Here is a 15347-nt window from a genome sequence, read left to right as displayed (position 1 = left end):
TTTCGAAATGCAACGAAGAGGAAGTAAAGATGAGTAAGTTCGACACCTTACAGATATCTCCAACGCTAGAGATAACTGCTTTTACGGTGTCACTTGCAGCAATGACCAGTTATTTTTTGTTGGCTCTGGCAGTTTTAGAACGCCACCAGATTTTTTACCGAAGTTTATTTGGCCACAATGCTTTCTCTGGTGATGATATTCCTTAACTCATCTTTGCTGGTGTGTAATTCAGACCAAGTTTCCGGCATTTCTCACAAAAACTATGACGATACTTAAGAACCTCAATTTCTTTATGAGTATTATCCAGAAACTGTACTCCCAGCATATTTTTTGGCTCATAAACATTACAGCACAAGGCGACACTACCATCATAGTTAATTACGGTCTGGTTAAACCGTAACTCACAATCATAGTCTTTTCGTCTTGAAGCACTTAACTTCGCTGCGGTATCTCTTGGATGAGTTAACAGTTCAGACACGATTGCTTTATCTTTTTCAGATTCTCCATATTCGATAACCTCAAATGCTTTTTCCAATGGTTGTAAATAAGCAGCAATAGGATGGTGTTCGTAACCCAACTCCCGGCATATATTTACGGCCGCTTCAATCTCATGCTGGTTGTGCTTGTAGATATGCTGGCCCATCCATACCCGTATTCCGGTCTGCTTATATTTATCTATCAGATAGCGAATCTTATACAAATTCGATTTCACCAGATTGATGTCGCCCCGTTGGTGAGAAAAACTATAGGTTTTTGGGGACATGCCGGAAATAGAGATTTTTAGTTCGTCTGGCCCAGCCTTTATTACTTGCTCCAGGTTTTGCGTTACGTTCAGGTTTGTTGAAATATGCGCCGACATTTTGTATTGATGAATTAGATCAATAAATTCTGCCAATTTGGGGTGTAGCAACGGCTCGCCCCAGTTATATAACCAAATCTGAGGATGTTCGCAGGGGCTTTCCTGATTTATTTTTGCCAGTATTTTTTTAAACAATTCAACATTCATCATGCCGACAGTGCGGCCTGTTCCGGATATATTTCCCACCGGACAACTGGGGCACCTCAGGTTACATGTACCGGCAATATCAATAGTGTAAACGTATTTCTCAGCTTCACGTGGACTTGCTCGCAATAGCGTTTCACCAAGCAATGGGTCAAATACTTCCGGCGCTATATAATCACGGGGTTTTATACGGTTTAGGATCCATGCCAGTTTTTTATCCTTGGGAAAGTAGCCCAATGCAATCCTTATCCAGGGCTCAGCCTCAATCCAGTAACCTTTTTCATAAAAAAGCAGCGCCATATCGAAACAAGTTTTATCTAAATAGGGCGTTTGTGGGGCAATACTATGTAATTCGGTAAGCAAAACATTTGCCGCAGCATATTTTTCGGTGGCCAGTAATAACGTAACCAGGTTCAAAGAGATTTCACTTCGCAACAGCGGTTGAGTCATCAAGTTACGATACATAATCTCTGCCTGGGCATATTCACCTGCACGATGTAATGTTGCGGCCTGCTGAAATGCATTGTTGACTTCCTGATGATCCATGTAGTCTATTCTCCAACTTATCCCGCCCTATACGCTAACGGCGTTTAAATACACTTGCAATGCCACTTGATGTCAGACCACCCGACAAACTGTTTGATATTTAACCAGCAATGTTCATAATGTTAATGATATGTGCATTCTGGCAATAGAGTAGTAGGAGCAAAACATGGAAGTATCTCATCAGGCACGGAATGGATTAAAACTCTCTGCCATAACACTCGCCTTATTAGCCTCACCAGCTTTCGCAGATAGCAACTGTTCTGCAGGCTATTACGGCCCAGACGGCGCCTCAGGGGCTGACTGCATTATTGCGCCAGTAGGTACTTATGTAGCCTTAAATGGAGCAACCGCACCAACACCGGCTCCTATAGGAAGATTCGTCGCTACGGAAGGTGCCACATCTGCAACCCTGGCCCCTTTAGGTTTTTATGTAAACACTACCGGTGCCTCGGCAGCTACGCCTGCATCAGCAGGGTATTATGTAGATATTTTAGGGGCGTCCGCTGCTAAACCAGCGCCAATTGGCTCATATGTATCTACTGAAGGCGCTGCAGCACCAACGCTGGCTGAGCCTGGTACCTATGTCGATCAGGTTGGTCAATCCTCTGCTACCCCAGCCGCCGCAGGCTATTTTGTGCCTAATGAAGGCGCTTCCACGGCACAGATTGCAGGAATGGGCACTTATGTACCTGGCGAGGGCTATAGTGCAGCGCTACAAGCCGCACCAGGCTCATACGTTAATACCACCGGTGCTACAGCAACCACCCCTGCACCTGTCGGCTATTACGTTGATACCTCTGGTGCGACTGCTGCTAAACAAGCGCCAGTTGGCTCATATGTACCGACTGAAGGCGCTGAAGCACCAACGCTGGCCGCGCCTGGCACCTATGTCGATCAGGTTGGTCAATCCTCTGCTACCCCAGCCGCCGCAGGCTATTTTGTGCCTAATGAAGGCGCTTCCACGGCACAGATTGCAGGAATGGGCACTTATGTACCTGGCGAGGGCTATAGTGCAGCGCTACAAGCCGCACCAGGCTCATACGTTAATACCACCGGTGCCACGGAAACCACGCCCGCACCTGTTGGCTATTATGTAGATACTGCTGGCTCCTCGGCTGCTAAAGCAGCCCCAGTGGGTTCGTACGTTCCAACTGAAGGCGCTATAGCGCCAACACTGGCAGCCCCTGGCACCTATGTCGATCAGGTTGGTCAAGCGTCTGCTACGCCAGCCCCGGCGGGCTATTTTGTACCCAACGCTGGCGCAACGTCCTCACTGATTGCAGGAATGGGGACCTATGTACCTGGAGAAGGTTACAGCGCTGCCTTACCAGCTGAGCCGGGCTCATACGTAAATACTACAGGTGCGACCGAATCTACACTCGCGCCAGCGGGATTCTTTGTCGATAGTTACGGGGCTACCAATGCTCAACAAGCCCCTGCAGGTAGCTATGTTCCAACTGAAGGCGCATCTGCACCTACGCTGGCTGAGCCTGGCAGCTATGTAGCCCAGCCAGGACAAACTGCATCCACTCCGGCGGCAGCGGGTTATTATGTTCCAAATGAAGGCGCAACCTCCGCACAGATTGCAGGAATGGGGACCTATGTGCCTGGAGAAGGTTATAGCACTGCTTTACCAGCTGAGCCGGGCTCATACGTAAATACTACAGGGGCAACCGAATCTACCCTCGCGCCAGCAGGTTACTTTGTCGATAGTTACGGGGCTACCTATGCTCAACAAGCCCCTGCAGGTAGCTATGTTCCAGCTGAAGGCGCTTCAGCAGCCACGCTGGCTGAGCCTGGCAGCTATGTAGCCCAACCAGGACAAACTGCATCCACTCCGGCGGCAGCGGGTTATTATGTTCCAAATGAAGGCGCAATTGCTGCCCAGCCAGCCCCAGCGGGTAGCTATGTTCCAACAGCGGGGGCATCGGCGCCTACCCTGGCAGAAGTTGGCACCTATGTAGAACAGCCAGGGCAAACATCATCCACACCTGCTCCGGCTGGTTATTACGTGCCAAATGCGGGAGCAACCACTGCACAGCAAGCTCCTGCAGGAAGCTATGTGCCGGGCGAGGGTTATTCAGCGGCGATTCCTGCAGAGCCCGGTTATTATGTGGATACCAACGGCGCCACTGCCGCTAAGGCAGCACCAGTTGGGTATTTCGTGCCGATGGAAGGTGCTATCGCCCCCTTCGCTGCACCGCCAGGAACTTATGTTGATGCTGAGGGAGCTTCTGCTGCAACGCCCGCACAACCGGGCTATTACGTGGCAACGGCAGGGCAATCATCGGCTACACCAGCGCCTCCGGGCACGTTTGTTGCGTTCAGTGGCGCAACCGCGGCTAACACCTGCCCGGCGGGGCTTTATGCCGTGGCAGGCTCATCCAGTTGCCAATCTTCTTATGAAAGAAACGTTGAAGTGGGTCCGATTTACAGTTCCATTTATACAGCCGGGCAAACAATGGATATGGGTCAAATAGACCTTGCTAACCCATGGCAGATAAACTTTAACATCGCAAACCAGTCAACTGACCTGGCGGTGGACAATCCGTTCACCGGAATGACGCTGCTTGATGTGACTTTTGGCGGCTTACACGGAGATCTGTTCAGTCTGTTCGGCTTTAACGGCGGCATGGTGTTGTACGAGCAGGATATTTTCGATAGCTATTTTACGCTGGACGACTATTTAACCGGTAACTTTGAATTTACTTTACTGCTCACTACTGATGTTGGGGCCGCTTTTGGTGAAGCGGGGGAACAATATTCCTACCGGTTTATCGGTACATTTATCGACTCTGCCGCTACAACGGTATCGTCGCCTTCTGGCCTGCTGTTGATGTTAGGCGGTCTGACATTTGCAGGATTACGCCGCAAACAATTACAGAGTAAATAGCGTTAGGGCCATAGTTAACTGAGCCAGGCGGTCGTATCCGATTTAACAATGGCGAGCAATGAGTTCGCCATTGTTTTATAATCCATCAAAGGGCTTTGTTCCATCCTGCCTCGCAAGCTTTGTCGAAGATAATCTCTGCGCTTTGTGTCTGCGGCCAAGGCCACCGCCTTCTGTACATAGCAACGCTCAGTAGTCACCACTAAATCAGATAAGCCGATGGCGTCAAGGATGCCTTTTGACTGTCTTGATACAGGTTTAACACCAGCCAGAGATATCACCGGAACCCCCATCCAAAGCGCTTCACAGGTGGTTAGGCCACCATTAAACGGGAACGGATCTAAACAAATATCAACGTCGTTATATTCGTTTAGCATGGCGTAATGTTCGGAGGAAGCGCGGCATATAATTACGTCTTTACTCACCCCTCGGATTTCAAACGCCCTGGTAACTTCCTCAATTACACCCGCATCAATGAACGTTGACCACTTCAGAATTAACCGGCTATTGGGGACGGCAAGCAGTATCTTACTCCAGGTATCTAACAGCCTTTCATTGAGCTTTGCCAGATTATTGAACGACCCAAAAGTGACTCCAGGCTGCTCTATTGCTGGGCGCTGAGCTATGTCCGGACAATGTTCTGGCGGTGTATAGGTAAAATGACTGCCTTTCATAACAGCTATTGCTTCGCTATAGAACTTTTCAACGCCGTTCACATACTGGAACTCTCCCAGAATCACCGCATCTATGGCCGTTAATCCGGTGCTGGCAAAGTAGCCCAGCCAACTAAATTGTTTTGGACAGGGTTTATATAATAATGCCCCTAATCGGTTTCCTTTCGAGTGTCCAGACAAATCGATAAGACACGTTAATTCATCCGCCATGATCATCTCGGCTAACTGCCTGTCTGATATCCCAATAACGTTGGTGACTTTCGATGCGTGTGAGACCAGCTTATCGGTGAGACCATCCTGGTTCCTTTGATTCATGTACAGCACCAGCTCTATCCCCTGCGCCGCCAGTTCTGCTAGCACTCCAATCAAAAAGTAACCCACCGGATGACGATAAAAATCCGCAGAGATTAATCCGATTTTTACTGTATTTGCTGTGCGAGGCTTTACAGCCAGATGACTCACAGGCGGATAGGCTCTGGCAATAACAGCGCAGGTTTGTTGTACTTCCTGCTCACTGTTACCGTTCAATACATATTGTCTGAACATTAAATAGTTCTGCGCCAACGTTCTGTCTTCGGGAGCCATGCTTAAAGCTTTTTGTGCCCAGAATAGCGCACTTTCGCTATGCCCCAGCTTTTGCAGCAACAAGCCGTAATTCATGGCCGCATTGGCATTTTCAGGCGCGATGGTGATGGCTTTACGTAAACTTTGCAACGCTTCAACAAACCGCCCTGCCTGTTGCTGCCCCAGACTTAGACAATCCCATATATCGCTGTTGTTCGGCGCGAGTTTAGCGGCGCGTAATAGCAGGGCTTCAGCGTCATCAAGTTCGCCCAAAGCCTGCAACGCTACACTGGTATTAATCAGCGCAGGAACCGACTCAGGCGCCAGAGCCAGTGCATTAAGACCAGCCATTTTTGCTTCAGGAAACAAGCCAAGTCGCCCTAGCACTAAACACAGGTTCGTTGCTGCCAAAGTATTTTTGGCATCGGTTGCTAAACATCGCCGCAAAAGTTCAACAGCGTTAGTCAGCTCCCCCTGACCAAATGCTGACTGCGCTTGTTGTAGCAGCGCTTCACTGCTGATTGGTTTCATCATCTACCACCCTGCGCTTCCCCTGTGCCTTGGCCTGATAAAGCAGGTTATCGGCGTTAGTCATTGAAGCCATTAATTCCCGACGGGTATCTACATTGGTTAAGCCTATGGAAAAGGTAACGCTCAGCCCATCATACTGCGATAGCTTAGATGGCAGCTTTCCACAAGCTTGTATAAACGATTCAAGAGAAGCCTTCACCGCCTGTTTCTCACCGGCCGGGAAAACCAGTAAGAACTCTTCACCGCCGATACGGCCAATAATATCCGTGTCTCAGAAGCACTGGCGCATGGTTTCACCCACAAAAGCCAGCACCGCGCTCACCATTTCTATAACCTGCTTAGGGTTTCGTGCTGTTTTATCGAGCAACTGCAGTTTATCGGGGGCAAGCTCTATCGCTAAACACCAGGATGACCATAAGCACAATAAAAAGGCGCTTACGCTGCTGGCAACACATCGCATATTCATACTTTATTTGTCCTTTCTCCAAACCAGTTGATGAAACGCTTCCCGTTAGTTATTGGGTATACGGTCACCCGCTCTGAAAAGCATTGAAACAGCTTTTGGATTAGTCTGAATTTAGTCCAGATAGGTGGTCATTTCGTCCCGAATTTGTTCGCGCATGGCCATTAATTTGAGTGCTGAATCCCTTTGACGCTTGTCCTGCTCAGTTTGGGGTACCCAGTCGGGTACAGATGAAGGCTTCCCGTTCTCATCCATGGCTACCATCACAGCGATACAATGTGTGCAGAGTTCCCGTTCGCTGCTTTTCGGATCGCCAGCACGCACCAGAATACGAATATGCATTGAGCTTTTGCCGGTATAAATCACCTTGGCTTCCACTTCCACGATATTGCCTACCAGAATAGGCTTAACAAAGTGCATGCCGCCAACGTACGCTGTAATACAGTATTTCCCGCTCCAGCCGGCAGCACATCCATAGGCACTTAAGTCGATCCATTTCATTACCGCACCGCCGTGCACTTTACCACCGAAGTTGACATCCGCAGGCTCTGCCAGAAAGCGCAACGTTAATGAACGCTCAGTACCGGGCATAAGTTCTTCTCTTTATTTAATTTTCACCAATTCATAAAACTACTGTAGTTTAGTAAGTAAAACAATCAGGCGACGATATTTATGGAAGAACTGCGTTATCCTACCCGGCTGATGCTACTTGTTGCCCTGCTACAGGGGCTCGCTCTATTACTATTACATCAGTCCATCGACTTTGAGTTCTGGCCGGCCACGGCGCCGCAGTGGCTATTTGCGGCTTATGCTCTGGTCATTATCGGGCCTGGCATGTATCTGTTGGGGGTTAACGACCGCAATAAGATCAGGCTGGTTACCTACATCGCCCCTTTTGCCGCGCTTTGTGCGCTGCTTGCCTTTTACACCGGTGGCCAGGCAATCCCTTCTTCGCCTTCACGCCTCGACACCCTGCTCGCCCCCATGACATTTACTCTGGCTTTACTGACCTTTAAAGCGCTGATGTATGTGCAGGTAAAAACGGCCGATGAGCCTTTCGTTTATCCTCAGTTGTTTCACTATTCGTGGCGCAACCTGCTTACGCTGGGTCTGGCACTGGCGTTTACTCTGGTTACCTGGGGGGTGTTGATGCTGTGGGCCGGGCTTTTCTCGGTTATCAATATCGATTTTTTTGGCGAACTATTTGAACAAAAGTGGTTTTATTACCCGGCGCTCAATCTTGCTCTGGCACTGGGCGTAATTCTTATTCGCCGGCTCAGCGTTATCGTCGATACCATTAAACAGTTGCAGCAAGCGCTGTTGAAATACCTTCTGGTATTACTGGTGTTTGTCTCTGTGATCTTCCTGCTCGCTTTACCGTTTACCGGTTTATCGCCGCTATGGGAAGAAGGCCCGGGCAGTTATCTCATCCTGTGGATGCAGGCCTGCCTGCTGTTTGCGCTGAACAGCGTATATCAGGGTAATGCAGATGAACGCCCTTACTCACCTTTTATACACCGGTTTATCTATCTCGGCATACTCTTGTTACCCGTTTACAGCGGGCTGGTATTTTATGGCCTGTCCCTAAGGGTGGAGCAGTATGGCTGGTCAGTAAGTCGTTACTGGGGGATGATAGTATGGATGTTCCTGGCGCTTTTTTCCCTTGGCTATGTAACTTGTATAGCACGCTACAGAGATGACTGGATTGCCGGTCTCGGCCGCATTAATGTCGCGATGGGCTGGCTACTGATGCTGGTGATGGTATTGGTAAACAGCCCTTTTGCAGACTTACGAAAATTAACAGCTGATAGCCAGTTGGCCCGTATCGAATCCGGACAAACCGATCTGCAGGACATAGACATACCGTATTTTGCCAATCAGCTTGCTTTGCCTGGTTACCTTGCCATTGAACATCTAAAGCAAACCTATGGCGACAGTCACCCGACACTGGCACTAAGACTTTCCCGGGCCTATCAGGAAAATGCTATAGAGCCTGAGCAGGACAGGCTGATGGTGGTCAATAGCATTGAATGTCTCAACGACTGCGAAATGCCCTCGGAGCTCGCCGATGTTATTTACGATAACCTGACCAAAAGTAACTACCTGCTGCGACAGGCAGAGCATATTTATCTGCTGGCGGTCGACCCTGATGGCGATAACCAAACCGACTACCTGCTAATGCTGGAAACTAACTACCTGGTAGACGCCACCCTGTATATACGCAGAAACAGTAATTGGTATCCGATAGATATAGAAGATTTGGGCCCGGCCGGCAAAAATAAAACGATGACTCTGCGCGAGTATCTTCAGGCACTGGAGGTAAACTACAGACAACCTCAGTACCGTATAATGCAAATCGGTGATTTTCACTTTAACGTGACGCTGAAAGAACAATTAAAATCATCACCGGAGCAGGGGCAGTAAACAGCCCGACATGCACCGACTTTTACCACCTGCACCTTTTGCAGTATTGCTGCATTAGGTCAGAGGGTATAAGGTGATATATATTAATACTATACTTCATCACAGCCAGATATGTTTCCTGCCCTGTGAGTAACAGCTTACTAATTTGTAGTAGAATATGTCAGAGATAAATGAAAACCAGTTGGTGTTCGATAAAATCAACACAGTGCTTGAGAAAAAGCCGACGTTGTTAGATGCCTATAAAGAGCTAGAACCCCTTGTACTCGGTTTATTTGACGCCCAGCGTATGAGTATTTTTCAGCGCCGCAGGCAGCATCAGGATTTGGTCGCACGGTTTAAAACAGGTAAAGAAACCCTGGAAATTAAGGTACCGATCAGCCCTCTCTCTATAGCTGGTTATGTCGCACTTTCTCAGCGCCCGCTGATTATCTCTAACCCCTACGATACGCAGGAACTTGCTGCCATACATCCGCGGTTAAGATTTGCCGACAGATTTGATAAAAGCAGCGACTTTCGTACGCGCAACATTTTGTGCGTGCCGATCCTTAATGCCGGGGTCATCATGGGCATTCTGCAGATTATTAATAAAAACAGTGGCCCGTTTACCAATAAGGACATGGCGGTAGCCCGCGAACTAAACGAGATCCTTGGTAATAAATTCCGTTACGAACTGGGTGGCACACAAAACCCATTCGACTTACTGCTGCACGAAAACCTGATTAGCGAAAAAGCACTCGCAGACCTACAGGAGAGCAGCAACGATACCCGTCAGATGGTTCAACGCCTGATGTCGGAATACCGCATTAACGAAGCCAAACTGGGCACCTCTTTATCCATTCACTATCAGGTCCCTTTTATCCATTTTGATCCCGAAAAGTATCATCTGTATCAAAGTGAAAGTCGCCTCAACAGCTCTTACCTGAAACGCAACTTTGTGGCCGTTATTGCAGATGCCCATGACAAGCCTATTGTACTGATGGCTGAGCCAAATAACGCCTCGTTGCTCATGGAAATAGAAAGCGCGCTGGGCATAGACAGCTACGATATTGCCGTGGGTTTACCTACCCATATTTTACAATATCTGGGTGACTCAGTAGGGGGCAGCGGCCCCGGAGAAATGAGTGAAATCCTTGATGAAATCGGTACTTCAGCAGAAGAGTCCGATGAAACTGTCGACGAACTTTCTGACGATGCGCCTGCGGTAGTCCGTTTGGTAAGCCGGATCCTGCACGATGCTAAACGCCTTAACGCTTCTGATATTCATATCGATCCGGAGAAAAATGGCCCTACCCGCGTAAGAATGCGGATAGATGGCGTGTGCCGTGACATCAACCAGGTCCCGGCATCGCACCATAGTGCGGTGATTGCGCGCATAAAAATTATGTCAAACCTGAATATCGCAGAAAAGCGCGTTCCTCAGGACGGTAAACTGGCATTCAGAATGAGTGGTCAGCTGGTAGAGGTGCGGGTAGCAACCATTCCTACGGTAGCTGGCGAAGGCGTTGTTATGCGTATTCTTGCCTCTGGTGGCGCTATGCCCATTGGCAAGATGAACGTTGCGCCTAGTAATATGTCCCGCCTCGAGGATATGATTAAAAAACCCCACGGGATTTTGCTGGTAGTAGGGCCCACGGGTTCAGGTAAAACCACGACGTTGCATGCCATCCTTGGTTACCTGAATACCCCCGAAAAGAAAATATGGACGGCTGAGGATCCGGTGGAAATCACCCAGCCTGGTCTGCAGCAGGTGCAGGTGAGTCCTAAAATTGGCTTTACCTTTGCTAATGCGTTACGCGCCTTTTTGCGGGCCGACCCGGACATCATTCTGATTGGTGAAATGCGGGATAAAGAAACTGCCCACGCGGGTATTGAAGCCTCGCTTACTGGTCACTTAGTACTTTCGACTCTGCATACTAACTCTGCGCCCGAAACTATCACCCGTTTGCTGGATTTAGGCCTCGATCCGGTTAACTTTTCAGATGCCTGTGTGGGTATTCTGGCGCAACGTCTTATTCGTACATTGTGCGGCAGCTGTAAGGAAAAACGTCCTGCCAGCGAAACCGACTGGGCGTTTATCAAACGCCAGTATGGAGAAGAGTACCTCCACGAGCTCAACCTGCCGGACAACCTGGAGCTTTATCACGCCAAAGGCTGTGAGGAGTGCGGGGACACCGGCTATCGCGGTCGTACCGGCGTGCATGAGCTTCTTGGCATGACACCGGCATTGCGCTCCATGGTTTACAAAGAGGCCTCGGTTGCCGACATGAAAGCCCAGGCTATGCAGGACGGCATGCGGACCCTGGTGCAGGATGCTATCTATAAGGTCATCAAAGGCGATACCGATCTGGCTCAGGTACAAATTGTTGGTGGCGATTAAAGCCACCACATTGCTCATAAAAAATGCAAATACAAACAGCATCTTATTCACATTCGCTGAAGAAAAGCGTAAATTAAGAATGCTTATTCTACGTTACGTAAAGACGTGGGATAATCCCCATGGATGTCATTAATTACACGTTGTAGCAGGTTGTCTCGCTGTGGAAATGGATATTTTACGCAATAAATACGCTTACCTCGTCGCCTTACTGATGATGCTATTCTCGTCGCTGAGTTATGCTGACTGCCAGTTGATAGCGCCACAGCACCAGACTCTCGAACAACCGGTTGAGGTTGCACCGGGAATTATCGATTTACAGTTTCGCTGTCAGCTTCCCCACGCGAAGGTCCTCAGCTTTCCACTCGATGCACTGAGCAGACCCGAAATTTACGCCGATGACTCGGTGGATATCACTGTTTTATCCAGCGCCCGGGCAGCTTATCTTCTGCCTGAAGGGCTCTATCAGTTTACGCTGACTGTGGAGTCTGATCACGATAGCGCTGTATCGATGGCACTCAGAGATTTGCATGTTTTCCAACAGGAAAACAACCTGCATATATTAACCATCAGTGCGTTTGGCGGGTTTTGTATTGCACTGTGTATCTACGTTGGCGTATTAGGCCGCAGCTTACATAATGCCGGATTCTATGCGTATAGCGGCTACATATTAAGCGCCGGATTTTTCTTTATTTTACAGGAAAGTCTGCTGCGCTTACTAATGCCGGATGTGCACTGGCTACACAGCCACGAGTTAAAATCTATCTTTGCCGGAGCCACGGTATTTACCGCTGTCAGATTTATTTGTTTATTACTGGATTTAAGACTCATTCTAAAGCAGTGGGAATACCAGACCATTATAAATTGTGGTCTGTTGGTCTTGGTTTTAGGCTTTATTTCGGCCTTGCCGGTAGAGCCGCTGCACCTGTTGGCCAGTCAGCTTATGGGGCCAATAACCCTGATTGGCATGGTTGCCATTACGGTAGCAACCGCCTACGCCGCGCTGCGTAAAATTCACGGTGCCGGATGGGTGCTGATAGCGCTGATTGTGCTTCTTGCCGCCATGCTGTTTAGGGTCTACCTCCCGCATGTCAGTGAGTTTTTAACCCGCTATGCATTAATCATTGCCGTAACGGCCGAAGCATTACTGTTGGCAATCGCGGCTTCAGAGCGTGTTAAGCGACTTCAGGCAGACAAAATGCAGGCTTATCTTGCGGCCTCAAGCGATCCACTTTGTCCGGTGCTTAACCGCAGGGGATGGGAAGCATCTGCCAACGAAATGCTCTCTGCGCATAAAAAACGGGGCGGCGTAATTCTGTTACTGTTTATCGATCTCGATGGCTTTAAACACATTAATGACACTTACGGCCACCGGGTTGGGGATGAAGCGCTGATTATTCTGGCCAAGATACTCAACAGTCAGTCCCGTGCTCAGGACATCGTAGGCCGCTTGGGCGGCGATGAATTTGTTGTGATGAGTCACTGCCATAACCGCAGCATTGCTGAACGCGTCACCAAGCGTATCAGCGAACGTCTGACAGATTTAAGCCTGAAAATAGACGAAAAGATCATTGAAGTATCGGCCAGTGTGGGAGCACAGATAATCGATGCCCCACACTCTGATTTATCGCTGTTACTGCATGAGGCTGACATGTTGATGTACGAAAAAAAGCACGCCACAGCCAGCCTGTAAGACAGGCTAATCAACCAGTTTGATTTTACCAAATACCGAGGCGTCAATGTAACCCAGGTTACGATCGCCATTAACGGGTTCAACCTCGTGAGAGCCCACAAAGTGCTCCCGTTCTTCACTGCCATCGTTATCACAATAGGCCAGCATAAAGCCCAGAACCTGCTCCGCTGACAGGCTCTCAGGCGGCACTGGCTTATTGTGATGGAAGGTATCAGGATAAACCCTGAAGCTGACTTCCCAGGTAATCTGATAAGGGGCGCTATCGGCTCGTGTCCAGCGGCTGGTGGCATGATCATTTAATAACACAAACTCCTGACCACCATTGTCTGTTGGACCAATATCAACCACATTACCATCCAGCGCAATGTGATAAGCAAAAGCGTTGTAGGATTTTAAGTGATTACCGCCTGAGGCGTCTGCATCGATAAAGATTTCCAGGCAGTCATCGTCCCAGTAAGTCAGTAACGGGTTCGGATGACTATCAATCAGCACATCGTCGATGATTTCGACCTGCAAATAAAGCTGATCATTATCCCATAACATTTTAAAACGCCCGCTAAAATCCGCAGGAATTGGCATTGTGCCCACCATCAGGTGCTCAAGCGGGTGCCATTGCGCTTTATCCCAGGCGGCTTCATCGGCGATGCCGTCAATCACAATAGGGGAAATGGCTTTGGTTACCTCGGTGGGTGCAGCCAGTGACTGACCAGATAAAGCGACGCCTAATCCGGCAGCCAATAAGACTTTTTTCAGCTTGCTCATGCTAATTTGCTTATCTCAGTAAGTAATAAAAGTACGTAGCTTAACAACAAATTTACACTAGCTGTACTACTTTGTTTTAGCTACAAAAAAGGCCTGTAGAAACAGGCCTTTTGCCACATGGGCTAACAACACCTTACAGGTTGTAACCACGTTCTTCGTGGCTGCTGATATCCAGCCCTTGCTGTTCCTGCTCTGGCGTAACGCGAATGCCTTTGGTCAGCATATCCACGATCTTCAGCAACACCAGGCTTACCACTGCGGTATACACGAAGGTGGCAAAAATCCCCACCATCTGCACACCCAGTTGCTCACCAATAGAGGTATTGTCGCCACCAAATCCGTAGCCACTAAAAATACCCAGATCTGGCGAACAGAAAATACCCGCTAAAAACGTGCCTAAAATACCGCCGATACCGTGCACCGGAAACACATCCAGTGAATCATCAATTTTCCATTTTTGCTTGACCAGATTGGTAAAATAGAAACAAACACAACCAGCGGTTAAACCAATAACCAGGGCGGCAGCCGGGCCAACATACCCCGATGCTGGCGTGATGGTACCCAAACCTGCAACCATACCGGTAACAATACCCAGTACAGATGGCTTGCCGTACTTAACCCACTCAATGGTCATCCAGGCCAGTGCCCCCGCAGCGGCTGAGACATGCGTTACCAGCATCGCCATAGCGGCATCACCGTTAGCGGCCACGGCACTGCCACCATTAAAGCCAAACCAACCTACCCACAGCATACCGGCTCCGCCGACTGTCATGGTGAGGTTGTGTGGAATCATCGATGCACTGCCGTAGCCGTGACGGTTTTTAATGTACATTGCTGCCACTAATGCGCCTACACCCGCGGTAATGTGCACCACGGTTCCACCAGCAAAATCGAGCAGGCCAATCTGAGCAAGCCAGCCGCCGCCCCAAACCCAGTGACACACCGGCAAGTAAACCAGTACCAGCCAGGCTAGTGAAAATACTAACACCGAGGAGAACTTCATGCGCTCAGCAAAACCACCCACCATAAGTGCCGGTGTAATAATCGCAAAAGTCATTTGAAACATAAAAAACAGCGGTTCGGGTAATGTACCTGACAACGATGTCTTATCGGTATTAGCCAGGAACATATTGGTGAGGTCGCCAATAAACGCGTTGCCTTCACCAAACGCCAGACTGTAGCCAGCGATTAACCAAATCAGTGAAGCGCCACAGGCAATAGCAAAACATTGCATTAATACCGAAAGTACGTTTTTGCTGCGGACCAGACCGCCGTAAAAGAACGCCAGTCCGGGTAAGGTCATAAAGAGTACAAGGGCTGTGGCAGTTAAGATCCAGGCGGTGTCGCCGCTGTCTGCGCCAGATTCAGCCAATGCAAAGCCTGGCAAAAACGCCAGGCCGATAAGCCAGTTTCGCATAAGTGT

Annotated in this window: 12 protein-coding genes; 5 read left to right on the top strand and 7 right to left on the bottom strand. The window is 49.0% G+C overall.

Translation table 11 applies throughout. From position 1 onward, the window contains the following. Positions 1 to 29 precede the first annotated feature (29 nt). Positions 30 to 206, top strand: a complete 177-nt coding sequence (locus BFC17_RS22620; protein ID WP_175439586.1) for a hypothetical protein — start codon at positions 30 to 32, stop codon at positions 204 to 206. On the opposite strand, the gene BFC17_RS16360 is transcribed toward BFC17_RS22620, so the two are convergent. Continuing rightward, positions 203 to 1549 carry a radical SAM protein gene (locus tag BFC17_RS16360; protein WP_070177552.1) on the bottom strand — a complete coding sequence of 449 codons (1347 nt, stop codon included), beginning with the start codon at positions 1547 to 1549 and terminating at the stop codon, positions 203 to 205. The genes BFC17_RS22620 and BFC17_RS16360 overlap by 4 nt on opposite strands. A 166-nt stretch (positions 1550 to 1715) precedes the next feature. Here BFC17_RS16360 and BFC17_RS16355 point away from each other — a divergent pair, with 166 nt between their 5' ends. Further along, positions 1716 to 4442, top strand: coding sequence for a hypothetical protein (locus BFC17_RS16355; protein WP_070177551.1), 2727 nt, complete (start codon positions 1716 to 1718; stop codon positions 4440 to 4442). A gap of 14 nt (positions 4443 to 4456) precedes the next feature. Here the strand turns inward: BFC17_RS16355 and BFC17_RS16350 are convergent, their stop codons facing one another. From BFC17_RS16350 to BFC17_RS16335, 4 genes are all read right to left on the bottom strand, one after another. Further along, a complete protein-coding gene (locus tag BFC17_RS16350; protein WP_083271788.1) occupies positions 4457 to 6211 on the bottom strand; it encodes an O-linked N-acetylglucosamine transferase, SPINDLY family protein in 1755 nt (584 codons plus the stop codon). Continuing rightward, positions 6189 to 6467 carry a diguanylate cyclase gene (locus BFC17_RS16345; RefSeq protein WP_268235988.1) on the bottom strand — a complete coding sequence of 93 codons (279 nt, stop codon included), beginning with the start codon at positions 6465 to 6467 and terminating at the stop codon, positions 6189 to 6191. The genes BFC17_RS16350 and BFC17_RS16345 overlap by 23 nt, the downstream gene beginning before the upstream one ends. A gap of 12 nt (positions 6468 to 6479) precedes the next feature. After that, complete coding sequence (locus BFC17_RS16340; RefSeq protein ID WP_070177548.1) at positions 6480 to 6674, bottom strand: hypothetical protein; 195 nt, start codon at positions 6672 to 6674, stop codon at positions 6480 to 6482. 111 nt (positions 6675 to 6785) lie between these two features. Beyond that, entirely contained in the window at positions 6786 to 7262 is a 477-nt protein-coding gene (locus BFC17_RS16335; protein WP_070177547.1) for an acyl-CoA thioesterase, read from the bottom strand. Positions 7263 to 7343: 81 nt separating this feature from the next. Here BFC17_RS16335 and BFC17_RS16330 point away from each other — a divergent pair, with 81 nt between their 5' ends. The 3 genes from BFC17_RS16330 to BFC17_RS16320 all read left to right on the top strand — a co-directional run bounded on the left by BFC17_RS16330 (position 7344) and on the right by BFC17_RS16320 (position 13162). Next, on the top strand, positions 7344 to 9095 hold the full coding sequence (locus BFC17_RS16330) for a DUF4153 domain-containing protein (protein WP_070177546.1): 1752 nt from the start codon (positions 7344 to 7346) through the stop codon (positions 9093 to 9095). Positions 9096 to 9252: 157 nt separating this feature from the next. Beyond that, entirely contained in the window at positions 9253 to 11472 is a 2220-nt protein-coding gene (locus BFC17_RS16325) for a GspE/PulE family protein (protein ID WP_083271786.1), read from the top strand. A gap of 166 nt (positions 11473 to 11638) precedes the next feature. Beyond that, positions 11639 to 13162, top strand: coding sequence for a sensor domain-containing diguanylate cyclase (locus BFC17_RS16320; RefSeq protein WP_229680930.1), 1524 nt, complete (start codon positions 11639 to 11641; stop codon positions 13160 to 13162). A 6-nt stretch (positions 13163 to 13168) separates the two neighbouring features. Here the strand turns inward: BFC17_RS16320 and BFC17_RS16315 are convergent, their stop codons facing one another. Further along, entirely contained in the window at positions 13169 to 13915 is a 747-nt protein-coding gene (locus BFC17_RS16315) for a sugar-binding protein (protein ID WP_175439598.1), read from the bottom strand. 142 nt (positions 13916 to 14057) lie between these two features. Further along, positions 14058 to 15341 (bottom strand): ammonium transporter, encoded by a 1284-nt coding sequence (locus BFC17_RS16310; protein ID WP_070177543.1) that lies wholly within the window; start codon positions 15339 to 15341, stop codon positions 14058 to 14060. Between the last annotated feature and the right edge of the window lie 6 nt (positions 15342 to 15347).

Source organism: Marisediminitalea lipolytica (assembly GCF_001758465.1).
Lineage (GTDB): Bacteria > Pseudomonadota > Gammaproteobacteria > Enterobacterales > Alteromonadaceae > Alteromonas > Alteromonas lipolytica.
The sequence above is the reverse complement of the archived record's forward strand: the minus strand, read 5'-3'. Positions and strand labels throughout refer to the sequence as shown.

Bases quoted from the DNA above. Each gene is read 5' to 3' on its own strand.
- BFC17_RS16330 (WP_070177546.1), top strand. From the start codon at position 7,344: ATGGAAGAACTGCGTTATCCTACCCGGCTGATGCTACTTGTTGCCCTG.
- BFC17_RS16320 (WP_229680930.1), top strand. From the start codon at position 11,639: ATGGATATTTTACGCAATAAATACGCTTACCTCGTCGCCTTACTGATG.
- BFC17_RS16325 (WP_083271786.1), top strand. From the start codon at position 9,253: ATGTCAGAGATAAATGAAAACCAGTTGGTGTTCGATAAAATCAACACA.
- BFC17_RS16355 (WP_070177551.1), top strand. From the start codon at position 1,716: ATGGAAGTATCTCATCAGGCACGGAATGGATTAAAACTCTCTGCCATA.
- BFC17_RS16335 (WP_070177547.1), bottom strand. From the start codon at position 7,262: ATGCCCGGTACTGAGCGTTCATTAACGTTGCGCTTTCTGGCAGAGCCT.
- BFC17_RS16310 (WP_070177543.1), bottom strand. From the start codon at position 15,341: ATGCGAAACTGGCTTATCGGCCTGGCGTTTTTGCCAGGCTTTGCATTG.
- BFC17_RS22620 (WP_175439586.1), top strand. From the start codon at position 30: ATGAGTAAGTTCGACACCTTACAGATATCTCCAACGCTAGAGATAACT.
- BFC17_RS16340 (WP_070177548.1), bottom strand. From the start codon at position 6,674: ATGAATATGCGATGTGTTGCCAGCAGCGTAAGCGCCTTTTTATTGTGC.
- BFC17_RS16350 (WP_083271788.1), bottom strand. From the start codon at position 6,211: ATGATGAAACCAATCAGCAGTGAAGCGCTGCTACAACAAGCGCAGTCA.
- BFC17_RS16360 (WP_070177552.1), bottom strand. From the start codon at position 1,549: ATGGATCATCAGGAAGTCAACAATGCATTTCAGCAGGCCGCAACATTA.